13 protein-coding genes and 1 pseudogene are annotated in these 14,541 nt (G+C 56.0%); 6 read left to right on the top strand and 8 right to left on the bottom strand.

What is annotated here, in order from left to right; all coding sequences use genetic code 11:
* Positions 1-43: 43 nt before the first annotated feature.
* Positions 44-271 carry a 30S ribosomal protein S21 gene (gene rpsU / locus ACZ1HV_RS19385; RefSeq protein WP_298819843.1) on the top strand — a complete coding sequence of 76 codons (228 nt, stop codon included), beginning with the start codon at positions 44-46 and terminating at the stop codon, positions 269-271.
* Positions 272-439: 168 nt separating this feature from the next.
* Complete coding sequence (locus ACZ1HV_RS19380; RefSeq protein ID WP_298819841.1) at positions 440-1,291, top strand: tetratricopeptide repeat protein; 852 nt, start codon at positions 440-442, stop codon at positions 1,289-1,291.
* 16 nt (positions 1,292-1,307) lie between these two features.
* Here ACZ1HV_RS19380 and ACZ1HV_RS19375 read toward each other — a convergent pair whose 3' ends face one another.
* From ACZ1HV_RS19375 to ACZ1HV_RS19355, 5 genes are all read right to left on the bottom strand, one after another.
* Positions 1,308-1,979: an RluA family pseudouridine synthase gene (locus ACZ1HV_RS19375; protein WP_472716043.1), complete on the bottom strand. Its 672-nt coding sequence runs from the start codon at positions 1,977-1,979 to the stop codon at positions 1,308-1,310.
* 89 nt (positions 1,980-2,068) lie between these two features.
* Positions 2,069-2,350, bottom strand: coding sequence for an aa3-type cytochrome c oxidase subunit IV (locus ACZ1HV_RS19370; protein WP_298819837.1), 282 nt, complete (start codon positions 2,348-2,350; stop codon positions 2,069-2,071).
* 149 nt (positions 2,351-2,499) lie between these two features.
* A complete protein-coding gene (locus ACZ1HV_RS19365; protein WP_298819835.1) occupies positions 2,500-3,879 on the bottom strand; it encodes an ABC1 kinase family protein in 1,380 nt (459 codons plus the stop codon).
* An 81-nt stretch (positions 3,880-3,960) separates the two neighbouring features.
* On the bottom strand, positions 3,961-4,878 hold the full coding sequence (locus tag ACZ1HV_RS19360; RefSeq protein ID WP_472716042.1) for a heme-dependent oxidative N-demethylase family protein: 918 nt from the start codon (positions 4,876-4,878) through the stop codon (positions 3,961-3,963).
* Between the two features lie 11 nt (positions 4,879-4,889).
* Entirely contained in the window at positions 4,890-6,716 is a 1,827-nt protein-coding gene (locus tag ACZ1HV_RS19355) for a M3 family oligoendopeptidase (RefSeq protein WP_298960956.1), read from the bottom strand.
* A gap of 188 nt (positions 6,717-6,904) precedes the next feature.
* On the opposite strand from ACZ1HV_RS19355, the gene ACZ1HV_RS19350 reads away from it, so the two are divergent.
* Positions 6,905-8,452 (top strand): sigma-54-dependent transcriptional regulator, encoded by a 1,548-nt coding sequence (locus tag ACZ1HV_RS19350; RefSeq protein WP_298960954.1) that lies wholly within the window; start codon positions 6,905-6,907, stop codon positions 8,450-8,452.
* A 291-nt stretch (positions 8,453-8,743) separates the two neighbouring features.
* A complete protein-coding gene (gene mepK / locus ACZ1HV_RS19345; RefSeq protein ID WP_472718472.1) occupies positions 8,744-10,480 on the top strand; it encodes a peptidoglycan L,D-endopeptidase MepK in 1,737 nt (578 codons plus the stop codon).
* Positions 10,481-10,572: 92 nt separating this feature from the next.
* Here mepK and ACZ1HV_RS19340 read toward each other — a convergent pair whose 3' ends face one another.
* The 3 genes from ACZ1HV_RS19340 to ACZ1HV_RS19330 form a co-directional block, all read right to left on the bottom strand.
* Positions 10,573-10,845, bottom strand: coding sequence for a DUF2312 domain-containing protein (locus ACZ1HV_RS19340; protein WP_298819829.1), 273 nt, complete (start codon positions 10,843-10,845; stop codon positions 10,573-10,575).
* A 120-nt stretch (positions 10,846-10,965) separates the two neighbouring features.
* Entirely contained in the window at positions 10,966-11,295 is a 330-nt protein-coding gene (locus tag ACZ1HV_RS19335; RefSeq protein WP_472716041.1) for a DUF1244 domain-containing protein, read from the bottom strand.
* 47 nt (positions 11,296-11,342) lie between these two features.
* Entirely contained in the window at positions 11,343-12,152 is an 810-nt protein-coding gene (locus ACZ1HV_RS19330; RefSeq protein ID WP_298960950.1) for an N-formylglutamate amidohydrolase, read from the bottom strand.
* A gap of 484 nt (positions 12,153-12,636) precedes the next feature.
* On the opposite strand from ACZ1HV_RS19330, the pseudogene ACZ1HV_RS19325 reads away from it, so the two are divergent.
* Positions 12,637-13,067, top strand: a pseudogene (locus ACZ1HV_RS19325) (DUF1036 domain-containing protein).
* Positions 13,064-14,500, top strand: coding sequence for a pyruvate kinase (gene pyk, locus ACZ1HV_RS19320; RefSeq protein ID WP_298819821.1), 1,437 nt, complete (start codon positions 13,064-13,066; stop codon positions 14,498-14,500). Before ACZ1HV_RS19325 ends, pyk begins: the two are co-directional and overlap by 4 nt.
* Positions 14,501-14,541 lie beyond the last annotated feature (41 nt).

The following is a 14,541-nucleotide window of genomic DNA, read 5'->3' as shown; positions in this document are numbered from 1 at the left end:
TGCTGCGGAACGGCCGCGGCGCATCGAAAACGGGAAAAAACGCGTGCAGGTTCTGGTTCGCGACAATAATGTCGATCAAGCGCTGAAGGCGCTTAAGAAAAAGATGCAGCGCGAAGGCATCTTCCGTGAAATGAAACTTCGCGGTCATTTTGAGAAGCCGTCTGAAAAGAAAGCGCGCGAGAAAGCTGAAGCGATCCGCCGCGCTCGCAAGCTGGCTCGTAAACGGGCACAGCGTGAAGGCCTGCTTCCTGGCAAGCCCGCTCGCCGCTGAACCGGCTTGAGCATGCCTGGCAGCCCACGCTGCCGATCTCAATAAACTGCCGTAAGGCCGGCCGATGTCACGGTCGGCTTTTTGGCGTTTAGCGAGAGATAGCTCTGGACACCGGCCGCACGGAGATCGTTAGCCATACTCCCGCCCAATTGGAGGCAGAAGAACGGCATGGTTTATCGCTTGACTGTAAGAGATCATATGTGCCGCATGCGCAACTTTCTGCCACATGCCATTGTTCTGAGCCTGGCAACGTTTCTGGCCGCTTGCAATACGTCCAGTGTTTATAACAACGTTCCCGTGAACAAGTCCGCCGGATCGGCCACCAATATCGCGTCGCTGACAGCGGTGATCGAGGCCAATCCGTCCGACGCCAGCGCCTACAGCACGCGCGGCATCGCCTATGGCCAAGCCGGCAAACTCGACAAAGCCGTCGAGGATTTCGACCGGGCTCTGCAGCTTAATCCACAGTCCTATCAGACCTACGCCAACCGGGCGCTGGTCTACCGTCGCATGGGACGCAATCAGGAAGCTGTTTCCGACTACACCCGGGCCATCAACATTAAGCCAGATTACGATGTCGCTTATGTCGGCCGCGGAAATATCTATCGCCAGCAGGGCAATTTTTCCGCCGCCCTTTCAGATTTCAACTCCGTTATCGCCAGGGACAGCAGCGACGCGCGTGCGTTCTACAATCGAGGTCTGATTTATCAGGCTCAGAACCAGCATCCCCAGGCCATCGAAGACTTCGCAACGGCAATCGGATTGAATCCGAAAGCAAGCGCACCTTATACCGCACGCGGAATTTCCTATATTGCCGTAAACGACCCGACCACGGCGTTTTCGGATCTTTCCATGGCCGTCAATCTTGACCGGGATTCTTCAATTGCATGGGCCAATCGCGGCCTTGCACAGGAGATGCTCAACAAGCCAAAGGAAGCCCGGCGAAACTATACCCGAGCGATCACACTGGACAATTCGAATCAGGTCGCGCGTGAGGGTCTGGGCCGCGTCGGAAGCTGATCGTTCCTGCGTTTTCCTAAAATGGGCAATCAGCTCGAAACATGACCCGTTCACCGTTCGAAGGGTGATGCAGGGTCAAGCTCTCAGCATGGAGCGCCAAACGGTCTGAGGCTTCCAGGGCTTCTTCCGGCGCATAGAACCTGTCGCCGATGATCGAATGACCGATCGAAAGCATATGAACGCGCAACTGATGTGAGCGCCCCGTTAAGGGAAAGAGGCGTAGGCGTGTTGTCTGTGCATGACGCTCAAGAACCTGCCATCGTGTCTGCGCCGGTCTTCCATGCTCGAAACTGACCATCTGCTTGGGCCTGTTGGGCCAGTCGCAAACGAGCGGCAGATCCACCTCGCCCGTATCCTCGCCCACATGGCCCCAAACGACGGCAATATAGGTCTTCTCGGTTTTCCGTCTTTCAAATTGCAGACCAAGATGCCTGTGGGACTTGCCATTCATGGCCAGGACCATCACGCCGGATGTGTCCATATCCAGCCTGTGCACGATACGGGCCTGATCATGCGCCTCTTTTGCCCTTGTTTCGATACAGTCTGAGTGCTCCAGGGCCTTTCCCGGAACACTGAGCAGACCGCTCGGCTTGTTCACCACAAGCAACTCCTCATCAACATGAAGCACCCTGAGGTAAGGGTTCATCGGAGGATCATAGTGAAACGCTGTTGGAGCAGGCAGGTTCATGAGCTGTGCAATCAGGTCTCAATCCAAAACAAAAGGCGCGACTATGGCCGCGCCTTCAATACCGACACAGTGTCTGGGTCGACGATCCGTCAGACAGTCAGAATCGCAAGGATACCGGTCAGGACGAAAACGACAGTAGGCGGGATCCAACCTGAAGCACCTAAAGCAAGGCCAATTCCGGAGGAAACGATTGTCGCGATCAGCATCAACCAACCGAAAACAACAGCAGTCGTGCCACCAAAACCGAAAAGGATCAGCAACAATACGATGTTCAGGCAGGCGATCGTTCCGACTTTCGAGAAGTTGATGAACCCCTCGTAAGTCTGCTCGTGAGCATCGTAGTCCATTGCAGGTGCGTTTTCGTCAGACATGAAGTTCCCCAGAAAAAATCTTTAGTCGGCAGTCTACATACAATAAAGCCTGTGCCTTCGGCAATGATCCGAATTGCATTATTCGCCTCTCGGACGCGACTCTTTGACCGGTTGGTCTTGCCGGGGTTTTCCGCACAGAGAAACTAGGCTCAGGCAGCATGGGTTTCATTCGCAAGGCCCGCCGCACCCAGCACACGATCCTGACGCGCACGCACAGTTGCAGCCTCAAAACCATCTATTTGCTCATTGAACAGCTCAAAGAAGTTCAGCTCCGCACGCAAGTGCAGAAACACGCCGCCAAGTCCGATGGCAGCACGGTCCATGAAAACAAATTCCTGCGGCACGGTGACCGGCCCAAGTTTCTTTAGTGCAGAATGGACACGAAAGGCTTCTTTCCGGCCGTATTCTGCAGCCGAAACACCATCAGCTATCGAACGCACACGGTCCGTCAAAAGCGGTCCATAGATGAAACGGGCCCAGATGTTCAGAACCTCGATGACTTCCTTTTTGAGATTTGTGAAGCCCCACCGCTCGTAGGCGGAGACCACACGATCGTTGTCTTCCTCAAGCAGCCCACGGTAGAGATCAACCACGCCTTCGACAAAGGCTTCCGGGAAGACGCGGATGCACCCATAGTCCAGGAGATTGATGCCTGCTGGTTTGCCTTCCTGTTCAAAAACCGTGTAGTTGCCCAAATGCGGATCGCCGTGGATCACGCCGAAATGGCTAAAGGGATGCCACCAAGCGTGGAACATCGTCCTGGCCAGATGGTTTCGGTCATCAAGGCTATGTTCCTTGAACTCCAGAAGCGGCTTTCCGGTCAGCCAACCCATTGTCAGTAGACGACCGGTCGACAGGTCTTCAACAACTTTCGGGACCCTGATCTCTTCGCTTTCGGACAATATGTCCTGATACATGGCGATGTGAGCTGCCTCCCGGCCATAGTCGAGTTCTTCTCGAACGCGCGCGCTGATTTCCTTGGCGATTTCCCGCGTATCGATGGCCGGGCTCATGCGACGATGCAGCGAAAACAGCATTTGAAGTTGCTTGAGATCGGCTTCCACTGCCGAGGCCATATCGGGATATTGCAGTTTGCAAGCAAGCACTCGCCCGTCATGCGCGGTAGCACGATGGACCTGTCCGAGCGATGCCGCCGCCGCCGGCTCTCGGCCAAACTCGGCAAACCTGTTCTGCCAGTCCCCACCAAGCTCGGCCCGCATCCGCCGTTTGACGAACGCCCAACCCATCGGGGGCGCGCTTGCCTGGAGTTTGGCGAGTTCTGTTGTGTATTCTGGCGGCAGCGCGTCGGGAATAGTGGACAATAGCTGAGCTACCTTCATCAACGGCCCTTTCAGGCCGCCGAGCGCTTCAGCCAGCTCCGCCGCATTCTTGGCGTTGTCGAGCTCCATGCCAAACAATCGGGCGCCGGCAACTTTGGCTGCTATCCCGCCCATATTCGTGCCGACCTTGGCATAGCGCCCTACTCTGGCGCTGAAGCGATTGCTTTCACGGTCTTTGGACGGTGGCATATTGCAGGGCTCTCCCCGGTTGGCTCAAAATAGTGTCTCCGGACTAAATATGTATCTCGCCGCTAATATCCAGCAGCAAGGTCAGTCAGAATGCCGCAGCCGTTCAGAGACTTCGTGCAAGGCAGCGACAAGTGTATCTCGCGAAGTATGCAGTCCTTTGTAGCGCAGTTGTTCGTTGCTTAGCGCCAACAATTGCCTTGAGAGCCCGCTGGCAACGTCAGAACTGTCAGTCTGGCCTTCAAGGGCAGCCATCGGATCATGATGGATCTTGATCGTAAAAAGGATATCGCCCGACCCAGACAAGCGCCGAAGGGTCTGCCTTTCAACCCGCAAGAAAAGCGACGCCAGGACCTGCCCAGTCGCTTCCACCTCAATGTGATGAGCACCTGGATGGTGGAGCCTGTCATCCGGATAGACAGACCAGTTGAACCTGCAAAGAATTTGTCCCGGCTTAAGATTGTCAAAGAGGCGCGCCACCATCTGCCCCATGCGCGCGCCGTTGAAATCGGGTACGGTCTCATGGATATCGGCCATCGACAGACCGAACTTTTGTCCCAGAGACCAGGAAGATGGGAAGCACAGCGACGCCGCAACAAGCCGGTAGCCTTCCTGTCCCGGGCGCATAAGGACAAGATCCTCCTGAACCATCAGGGACGCTGTTTTCAACGCCGGAAGATCTGTGCAGTCTATCCACCGCCCGGCGGCGGGGATGCTGACACTGCTTGAACTGACGTCATGTGTGCTGCCGTGGAACTGCCGCAGATGCTCCACAACCAGTCCAAGCACCTCGGCCTGCGCAGCCTCCGTATCAGGTTCGGCCCGAAAAACGTCATCGGGCCTTTCTGCGAACAATCTGGCCTTTTCAGCAAGGTGCGGTTTCAGGAAGGTGTCAGGCTCCAGCCATTCCTTTTCCGCAACCGGCTTCAACCCAACTGTGAATGGTTGACTCGTCCCGTCATAGGGACGGTGCTGAAAGTGGACAGACCGTTCCTTCGTCACAGCACTTCGCCTCAGGCCTTATCGAGGTCTTCCAGTTCATCGATGATCCGTTCAATAACGGACAGGCCCTTTTTCCAGAAGTCGGGATCAGCTGCGCTCAGTCCGAAAGGTACCAGCAATTCGGAATGATGCTTGGTGCCACCAGCTTTCAACAGATCAAAGTACTTTTCCTGGAAGCCCGTTTCCGCTTCCTCATAAACGGCATAGAGCGAATTCACCAGACAGTCGCCGAACGCATATGCATAAACGTAGAAAGGCGAATGAATGAAATGAGGGATATAGGTCCAGTAGGTTTCGTAACCCTCGTTCAGCTTGATCGCCGGCCCGAGGCTTTCCTCCTGCACGGAAAGCCAAAGCTCGCCGATCTTGTCTGAGGTCAGTTCGCCGTTGCGTCGTTCGGAATGCACCTTGCGCTCGAAGGTGTAGAACGCGATCTGTCGCACCACGGTGTTGATCATGTCTTCCGCCTTGGACGCCAGCATCACCTTGCGCGTTTGCGGATCGGAAGCCTTTGCAAGCAAGGACTTGAACGTCAGCATTTCGCCAAAGACACTCGCGGTTTCAGCAAGCGTCAATGGCGTTGGCGCCATCAGAGCACCATTTGGCCCTGCCAGAACCTGGTGCACCCCGTGCCCGAGTTCATGTGCAAGTGTCATTACATCCCGGATCTTGCCCTGATAGTTCAGCAGGACATAAGGATGGGCGCTCGGCACTGTCGGATGCGCGAAAGCTCCCGGCGCCTTGCCGGAGCGCGCCGGTGCATCGATCCAGTTCTTGTCGAAAAAGCGTCCTGCAATGTCTGCCATATCGGGCGAGAATGCGCTGTAAGCCGACAATACGGTTTGCTTGGCTTCTTCCCAGGAGATCACACGGGTATCGGCATCAGGTAGCGGCGCATTGCGGTCCCAGGTGTTCAGCTGATCCATGCCAAGCCATTTGGCCTTCAGCTTGTAGTACCGGTGCGACAGGCGCGGATAAGCGTCGCGAACGGCAGCAACCATTGCCTCGACGACTTCGCGCTCCACTCTGTTGGCCAGGTGTCGACTGTCGGCAATATCGGAAAAATTCCGCCAGCGATCTGAGATTTCCTTGTCCTTGGCCAACGTGTTGGTGATCAAGGTGAAAGTCCCAAGGTTTGCCTTGAAAGTAGCCGTCAGCGCTTCAGACGCCTTGCGACGCATATCTGGAGAGGGATCCACCAGAAGATTGAGCGTCGGCTCTATGGTGAGGTCCTGGTCGTCAACCTTGAACGAAAGAGACGCCATGGTCTCATCGAACAACCGGTTCCAGGCGCTGCTCCCGGTCACTGACTTTTCATGAAACAACTGCTCGACGCGATCTTCCAGCTGATACGGTTTGTCCTTGCGAAGGTCTTCGATCCAAGGACGATAATGCGCCAGCTGCTGGTCCTGAAGCGCAGCTTCAACGACAGCATCCTCCACCTGGTTCAATTCAAGCGTGAAAAACAGCAGATGCGAGCTGGCTGTCGTGATCTGTTCCTGCACATCACCATAAAATTTCTGAGAAACAGGATCGACGGTGTTACCGGCATAGACCAGACCAGCAAAAGAGATCAGTCGCCCCATCAGATCTTGAAGGTCTTCAAAAGCACGAATGGCAGTGACCAACGCCGGCACATTGTCTTTGGCCATTTCTGCGAGCCGGCCTTTGTAGGATGCCTCGAAGGTTTTTGCGCGATCCAGGCTCTCCTTCAGGTCCGCAGAGACTTCAGGAGCATCCACTGCCTGATAAAGATCGCTCAGGTTCCACTCCGGAAGAGAGCCAAGGTCAGCCGATGCAGAAGACTGAGCGGCGAATACGGGTGTCGGGAAAGGCATGAATGTCTCCGGGAACGGTCGGCCAAAAGTGCAGGCAATGAAAAAGCCCTTCTGACTAATTAGGCGTGCCAGGCCCAACCCTGCAATCGGAAAAGGAAAACTTTTTCACCTTCACCTGGACGATTTGTTTACCCAATTGCGACCAGAATGGCTCGAAACGAGACAATTCAGGGCGACCAGAGCACGCTATGCAAGCAATCAGCGGCAAAATTCTTATCGTTGACGACGACCCCATCCAGCGCAGGCTGCTACAGGAAGCCGTCAAGAAATTCGGCTACCGTTCGAAAACAGCAGAAAACGGCGCGGAGGCCGTCCGCATCATGACTGGTCCGGAGGCCAGTGAGATCGATCTGATCATTCTGGACATGGTCATGCCCGAACTGGATGGGCTGGGTGTGCTTGAACGCCTGCGAGGAGACAAGATCGCAACACCCGTCATTGTCCAGACGGCACATGGCGGCATCGATACGGTTGTGTCGGTCATGAATGCCGGCGCACAGGACTTTGCAGTCAAGCCGGTTGCGCCGGAACGCCTGAACGTTTCCATTCGCAACCTCCTCAAGACATCCGCCCTTGAGGGCGAGATCACCCGTTTCAGAAAACAGGTCTCCGGCACACTGACATTCGCTGACATTGTTACGCAATCAGCCGCGATGGAGCGTGTGATCAATCTTGGCAAACGCGCCGCTGCTTCGAATATTCCCATTCTGATCGAGGGAGAAAGCGGCGTCGGCAAGGAGATGATAGCCAGCGCTATCCAGGGCTCCAGCGACCGCAAGTCAAAACCGCTGGTGACCGTCAACTGCGGTGCTATTCCCGATAATTTGGTGGAATCCATTCTTTTCGGACATGAAAAGGGAGCCTTCACCGGTGCAGTCGACAAACATGTCGGCAAATTCCAGGAAGCACATGGCGGCACCCTGTTTCTCGATGAAGTAGGTGAATTGCCCCAGGAAGTGCAGGTGAAACTGTTGCGTGCGATTCAGGAAGGTGAAATCGACCCGATTGGATCCCGCAGGCCCGTCAAGGTGGATTTCAGGCTGATTTCAGCGACCAACCGCCGCCTGGTCGATCAGGTCAAGGAAGGCGTTTTCCGGGAAGATCTCTATTACCGTTTGAATGTTTTTCCGATCTGGATTCCGCCGCTGCGCGACAGACGGGAGGACATTCCAGCCCTGACACGGCATTTCCTTGCCCGCTTTGCAGCCGAGGAGGGCAAGCCTCAGGTTGCGGGCGTCGCTCCGCAGGCTCTGGAGCTACTTCAGGCCTACCACTGGCCTGGCAACATCCGGCAGCTGGAAAATGCAGTCTTCCGCGCCGTGGTCCTATGTGATGGTGCTCAGCTGACCATAAATGATTTTCCGCAGGTCGCCTCTGCCGCCACCCAGCCTGGAGTATCTTCAGGCATCCTGGCACCGGCCGCCGTATCCGAAGGACCGTCATCGATTTCCGGTGCATCGGTGACAGCGGCTCCTGCGCACACTCCAGCACCCCGGCCGGCACACACGTCAGCATTCGAGCAGGCCGCACCATTCGGTTTCATGCGCAATCTGGACAGGGACGGGCATGTGCGAAAACTCACCGACATCGAGGAAGAGTTGATTCGCGCCGCCATCAATCACTATTCCGGACGCATGACGGAAGTTGCCAAGAGACTCGGAATCGGGCGCTCCACCCTGTATCGGAAGCTCAAGGAATACGGATTGGAAGAGGGCGGCAAAGATGCCGCAGCCTGACTTGAGGCAACTCAAGGACAGTTGAATGAATTTGGACGATTTTTTGACGCATTCTCCGGTTATCCAGCGCGACCGGAGGATTTTGCCCTCATCACACTTGCATCGTTGCAATTCTGCCACGATTATCAAACAAGCGGATTTAGGGTAAAAACTTCTTAACCTACAGCAGCTAATAATCCCACCTGCTGGGGAGCACGGGATGGGCGCAAGCCCTCGAAAACGGCGAGATAGAGATTGCGTAAACGGTTAGTTGGTTTCAACGCCGCCGTATGGCTGAGACGTGCCGCGAAGATTGCAGGCGCGCTTGCTGTTGCGTCTGCCTGCCTTGTGCCTGCAGCACAGGCCGAGACCCGCACACTTAAGCTTTACAACACGCACACCAAAGAACGCGTATCCATCACGTTCAAGAAAAACGGACGCTATCTTCCAGGTGGATTGCGAGAAGCCAACCGTTTCTTGCGCGATTGGCGACGCAACGAAATCATCAAGATGGATCCGGAACTTCTCGACCTTGTCTGGGAAGTGTATCGGAAAGTTGGCGCGCGAGACCATATTTACGTCGTCTCCAGCTACCGTTCACCGGCGACCAACAACATGCTCCGCAAGCGTTCGTCAGGCGTGGCAAGAAACAGCCAGCACACGCTTGGCAAGGCGATGGATTTTTACATACCTGGCGTCAATCTTGCCAAGCTGAGAGAAGCCGGTCTGCGTAAGGAAATCGGCGGTGTCGGATATTATCCACGCTCCGGATCGCCATTTGTTCACATGGACACCGGCCGGGTACGACACTGGCCAAAGATGAGCCGCTCTCAGCTGGCCAGGGTTTTTCCAAGTGGCAAGACGCTTCATATTCCGTCAGACGGCAAACCGCTGAAGGGCTACAAGATTGCACTCGCGGAAGCCAAGTCCGGCAAGAAGAGACCGTCGCGCCCAACCATCGTCGCTTCCAACAGCCGCTCATCCTCCGGTCAGGGCCGATCAAGCACAAGAGATCAGAACCTGACGAAGCCTGGCGCGCCGATCCCGGCAGCCGGCCAGGAGCGCAACACATCTGGTGGCGGCAACCTGTTCGCAAGTCTGTTCGGTGGCGACAATGACAACAACAATCGGTCTGCGCGTCCAGGAGCTGTTGGCAACCAGCGGAGCACACCGGCACAAGCAACCGTTTCGCCCGTGGTGAAGAACCCGCCGGTCCCCGCCAGGAAGGTACTGGAAGAGCAACAACCTGAACCAGCGACCGCGCCTGTGCTCGTTGCAAGTGCCGCGCCGACGTTCAAACCCGGTATCGACGAACCTGTACCTCCCGCAGCGATTGGCACTGCAGCTCCAGTGGCGAACACCCTGGACGCGCAGCGCATTGCAATCGAAAATGGCCAGCCACTGCCGACCAACGCGGTCATCGACAGTCGTTTCCAGGTCGCACGCGCGCCTTCTCAAAAACCTGATCAGGGCCTCAGCGAAGCCGCACAGCTTGCAGCGGCAACTTTGGGAACAACCGGTTCCATTCCGGTTCCTGCCTCCGCTCCCGTCACCGACCCTGTCGCGGCAATTGCGGCGGCCACCGGAACCAGAGTTCCTTCGCCATTACCCGCGCCACGGCCTGAAACAACGCTGGCTTATGCTTCGGCAGCTGCGACACCGCCTGCCTTGAGCCGGTCGTTGAGGCCATCCATCACCGGTCAACGTCAGTCCGAAGCGCGCCCTCAATCAGCCAATCCAGACCGGCCGGCACCGGTACAGCCCTCACTGTCGGGACGCATTCCACGTGATCAGATCGTGGATCCGCTGGCCGGCTTCGCCAGCCTGCCCGACAAATCAGGGTCTACGCTTTTGTCAGGTGCTGGAACCACCCGTCACCAGGCATTTGCGTCATTGAGCCACCCCAACCAGCGCGCATTGAAGAACGTCATGATGCCGGGCAACCGGTTCGTCTCCGCAAGCTTTGATCGCGCACCTTATGGCGGGCTTAGAACAGACCGCTTCGATGGCCCTGCGGTGGTTGTGCTTCCAGTGCGTTTTGCACGATAACGCTTCAGGTTCTTGACGAATTAAGACAAAAAAAGAGCGGCCCATGGGGCCGCTCTTTTTCGTCGTGGCCGGCTATAGAGCCCACCTTGAAGTCAGCTTTCTGAATCGGAAGCCGCCGGCGCCGCCATGCCAAGTGCATGCATGTAGAGGTCCAGCACCGCTTCCTCTTCCTCACGCTCATGAGGTTGCTTCTTGCGGAGTGAGACAACTTTGCGCAGGATTTTTACATCGTAGCCGTTACCCTTTGCTTCAGCGTAAACGTCCTTGATGTCGTCAGAGATGACCTTTTTCTCTTCTTCCAACCGCTCGATACGCTCGACAAATGCGCGCAATTGATCTGCTGCTACTCCACCCGGATCGGACATGAACTTAGTTCTCCTTCTTCATTTTTCTTGACAGTCAATGTGTCCCCGGAAGGCTGAAATCTGCTTGCCTGACGGGTTCCATGAAAATTGCGTGTGCCCTGCCAGACTCGGTGATGTCCGTCAAGCGATGAATGACCGGCAATCGTGCCACCGATCAGTGCTGAGGTTTGCTTTTTCAAAAGCCGCCGTCTGTTCAGCACTCGCTTCGGTCTGATACTTGGACTTCCATTCGTCATAGGGCATGCCGTAAACGATCTCGCGCGCATCCGCCTTCTCCAATGGCAGTCCCTTCTCGGCAGCTGCGTCCTGATACCAGTTGGAAAGACAGTTCCGGCAAAAACCCGAAAGGTTCATCATGTCGATGTTCTGAACATCGGTTCTTCCACGCAGATGCTCGACGAGACGTCGGAACACAGCGGCTTCTAGTTCGAGTTTTGTCTGTTCGTCCATTATGCAAACCTCCCTGGATCTTCCAGTTCAAGCCAAATTCGCGGCGTTTAGTCAGTGTCGCTGCGCGATTTGAAGTGTTGAATCTTCCGGCAATCCGGCATTTGCGCAATTGCCCGCAAAGTTGGCTCCAAACGATCGGCCCACTCCTTGGCGCCACTGTCGTCGGCGATCAAATCCTGCCGCAATTCGAGCAACACATGAGCAAGGCCATTGCGCGTTGCGTGCCGATACATTGTGTCGTTTTTGAGTGCACCGTCATAAGGCTCATTGTCACCGACAACGAGGTCGTCTTGCGCGCGCAACCCGGCAAGCATCGGCTTGACTGCGCGTGGGTCACAGTCCCAGAGAACCGTCGCGTGCCACGGTCTCGGCACGCCGCGCCAGACGGGCGTGAAACTGTGGATCGACACCACTACCGGCGGCGCCGTCACCGCATTCATGGCTTCGAGCGTAGCATCTATGAGGCTGTGATAGGGCTCATGAAACGCCTGGATGCGATACGCTCTTTCAGCCGCGTCAACCCCGGCATTTCCCGGCACAACCGCGCCGTCTGACAATCTCATGATCAATGTCGGGTCGTCTTCGCCGCGATTGGGATCAATGAAGAGACGTGAAAATGTCGTCAGGCAGGCCGGCGCTTCCAAACGCCTGGCAAGTTCAAGGGTAACGGCGCGCGCTCCAATGTCGTAGCCGATATGCCGCTGAAACTGTTCAGCGGGAACTCCAAGGTCGCCATAGCCTGGGGGTACTGTATTGCGCGCATGGTCACACAACAGCAGAAGGCCGGAACTGAAGTCTCCAGGTATGTATTCTGTTGGCTGAAAAGCTTCGCCAGCCTCGGCTGCTGTTTCTATCATTTCTCGCGTCGTGGAAAATCTGAAGGCGTCTGCAGGCGCAGGCCGACAGGTTTACGGCAAACTCGTTCCGGAACCAAGCCTGAATAATAATCTGTCCTCCGTCCGATTCGGGAGGACCGGTCTCTCAACATCCGGCAATCGGGTGCACGTCGGAAAACGGCTTTATTTTCAGCCTCTTTCCTGAGGAAAGACCCACTTTGTATACGGTTTGTTGATGGCTAACTTCTATCAGGGTCCCAACGGCCTTGTTCCCGCCCCATTTTTGACTTCATAGGTGGGGTAATCGTCCTTCCGGGCAAATTTCAAGGGGCGATTTCGGGATTAAGTCTGGGCGAAAGCCATCCGTATCCTGTTAACGACGTTGACAAGACCCCCTTGTCCACGCAAAAAGCGAATGTCTGTAAAGCAGCAAAGTGAACGACTGCATATGTTTAAGGTTGGGGAACGGTACCAGGGTGGGTCTCGGGCACGTATTGGTGTGCCCATGAAAGCTGCCTTGACCGGACTTTTGACCGTGCTGCTTTTTCCGCATCAAGTGAAGACGCCAGGGCCGATTTGCGCCTGTGCAACAAGACAGACAGTCAGGTCGGTGTCGCCATAGGCTACAAAGACAAGACCGACTGGGTCACCGAAGGCTGGTGGAACCTCGCATCAAATTCTTGCGAGACGCTGGTCCCGGGCGCGCTGGTGTCACGATACTATTACATCTACGCAGTTGATTACGACCAGTTTGGCGAATGGGGCGGCCGGGCATTCATGTGCACCCGGGAGAAAGAGTTCACCATTCGCGGAATTGAAGACTGTGTGGCTCGCGGATTTGAGCGGACAGGCTTTTTTGAAATCGACACGGGCGAACAGAGCAGCTGGACAGTCCAGTTGACCGAACCCGTGCAACAAGGAACAGGTGGGCGATGAGGCGAAACCGACGAGTCAAAATCTTAGCAACTCTCGGACCCTCTTCCTCAGAACAAGACATAATTGAAAAACTGTATCGCTCAGGTGCGGATGTGTTCCGCATCAATATGAGTCATACAGATCATGACCGTCTGAAAATGCTCGTTGAGCGTATCCGTTCTGTCGAAGAGAAAATCGGGAGGCCGATCGGAATTCTGGCTGACCTTCAGGGACCAAAGCTGCGTGTGGGAACATTCACAGGTGGCCCCGTCATGCTGGCAAACGGCGCAACGTTTACGCTGGACGCAGACAAATCCGGCGGCGACATCAACCGGGTCCACCTCCCGCATCCGGAAATTCTGGAAGCGCTTGAGCCAGGTCACCGCCTGCTGCTCGATGACGGCAAGATCCAGTTGAAAGTCATTGAAGCCACAGCAACCAAAGCTGTTACTGAAGTGATTGTTGGTGGCAAGCTTTCGGACCGCAAGGGCATCAGTGTTCCCGACACCGAAATCAAAACGAGTGCGATGACCGAGAAGGACCACAAGGACCTGATCGCCGCACTGGAACAAAATGTCGACTGGGTAGCCCTTTCCTTTGTGCAGCGCCCTGACGACTTGGCCGAAGTCCGCAAGATCACGCGTGGACGCGCTGGAGTTCTGGCAAAGATCGAAAAGCCTCAGGCAATCGGTCGCCTGGACGAAATCATTGAACTGTCCGATGCAATCATGGTTGCCCGTGGTGACCTTGGCGTGGAAATGCCGCTGGAACAGGTTCCAGGGCTGCAGAAGCAGATCACGCGTGCCTGCCGCCGTGCCGGCAAGCCGGTCGTGATTGCCACCCAGATGCTGGAATCCATGATTTCTGCACCTGTCCCGACCCGCGCGGAAGTCTCCGACGTTGCCACCGCCGTTTTCGAAGGCGCTGATGCAGTCATGCTGTCAGCTGAATCGGCTGCCGGCGATTTCCCTGTTGAAGCGGTTGCCACCATGGACAAAATCGCCCAGCAGGTTGAACAGGACAACAACTACCGCAACATCATCTATGCACAGCGCGCCGAGCCTGAAGCAACGGGTGCCGACGCGATCTCCGCGGCTGCACGGCAGATTGCCGAGACGCTCAATCTGGCGGCTGTTGTCTGTTACACGACATCGGGCGCAACGGGATTGCGTGCCTCTCGTGAACGGCCCGCGTGCCCGGTGATCGTTCTGTCACCGGTCCTGGCAACAGCGCGCCGACTTGCACTTGGCTGGGGCCTGCACTGCGTCGTCAGTGAAGATGCCGCCAACGAGGAAGACATGATCGATCGTGCCTGCCGAATTTCCTATTCGGAACAGTTCGCCAAGCCAGGCCAAAGGATCATCGTGACTGCCGGCGTCCCGTTTGGCACACCGGGATCCACAAACCTGTTGCGCATTGCATTTGTCGGCAACGATGGTCAGGGCGGCATTTGAGGGTCTAATCGGTTGAAACACCGAGACTAAGTCATCACAGA

The organism is Roseibium sp. JB4-4 (assembly GCF_055693425.1).
Note: the sequence above shows the minus strand (reverse complement) of the source record. Positions and strands in the feature narration are given on the sequence as shown.

Bases quoted from the DNA above. Each gene is read 5' to 3' on its own strand.
- ACZ1HV_RS19380 (WP_298819841.1), top strand. From the start codon at position 440: ATGGTTTATCGCTTGACTGTAAGAGATCATATGTGCCGCATGCGCAAC.
- ACZ1HV_RS19375 (WP_472716043.1), bottom strand. From the start codon at position 1,979: ATGAACCTGCCTGCTCCAACAGCGTTTCACTATGATCCTCCGATGAAC.
- ACZ1HV_RS19370 (WP_298819837.1), bottom strand. From the start codon at position 2,350: ATGTCTGACGAAAACGCACCTGCAATGGACTACGATGCTCACGAGCAG.
- ACZ1HV_RS19365 (WP_298819835.1), bottom strand. From the start codon at position 3,879: ATGCCACCGTCCAAAGACCGTGAAAGCAATCGCTTCAGCGCCAGAGTA.
- ACZ1HV_RS19355 (WP_298960956.1), bottom strand. From the start codon at position 6,716: ATGCCTTTCCCGACACCCGTATTCGCCGCTCAGTCTTCTGCATCGGCT.
- ACZ1HV_RS19350 (WP_298960954.1), top strand. From the start codon at position 6,905: ATGCAAGCAATCAGCGGCAAAATTCTTATCGTTGACGACGACCCCATC.
- ACZ1HV_RS19340 (WP_298819829.1), bottom strand. From the start codon at position 10,845: ATGTCCGATCCGGGTGGAGTAGCAGCAGATCAATTGCGCGCATTTGTC.
- ACZ1HV_RS19335 (WP_472716041.1), bottom strand. From the start codon at position 11,295: ATGGACGAACAGACAAAACTCGAACTAGAAGCCGCTGTGTTCCGACGT.
- ACZ1HV_RS19330 (WP_298960950.1), bottom strand. From the start codon at position 12,152: ATGATAGAAACAGCAGCCGAGGCTGGCGAAGCTTTTCAGCCAACAGAA.
- pyk (WP_298819821.1), top strand. From the start codon at position 13,064: ATGAGGCGAAACCGACGAGTCAAAATCTTAGCAACTCTCGGACCCTCT.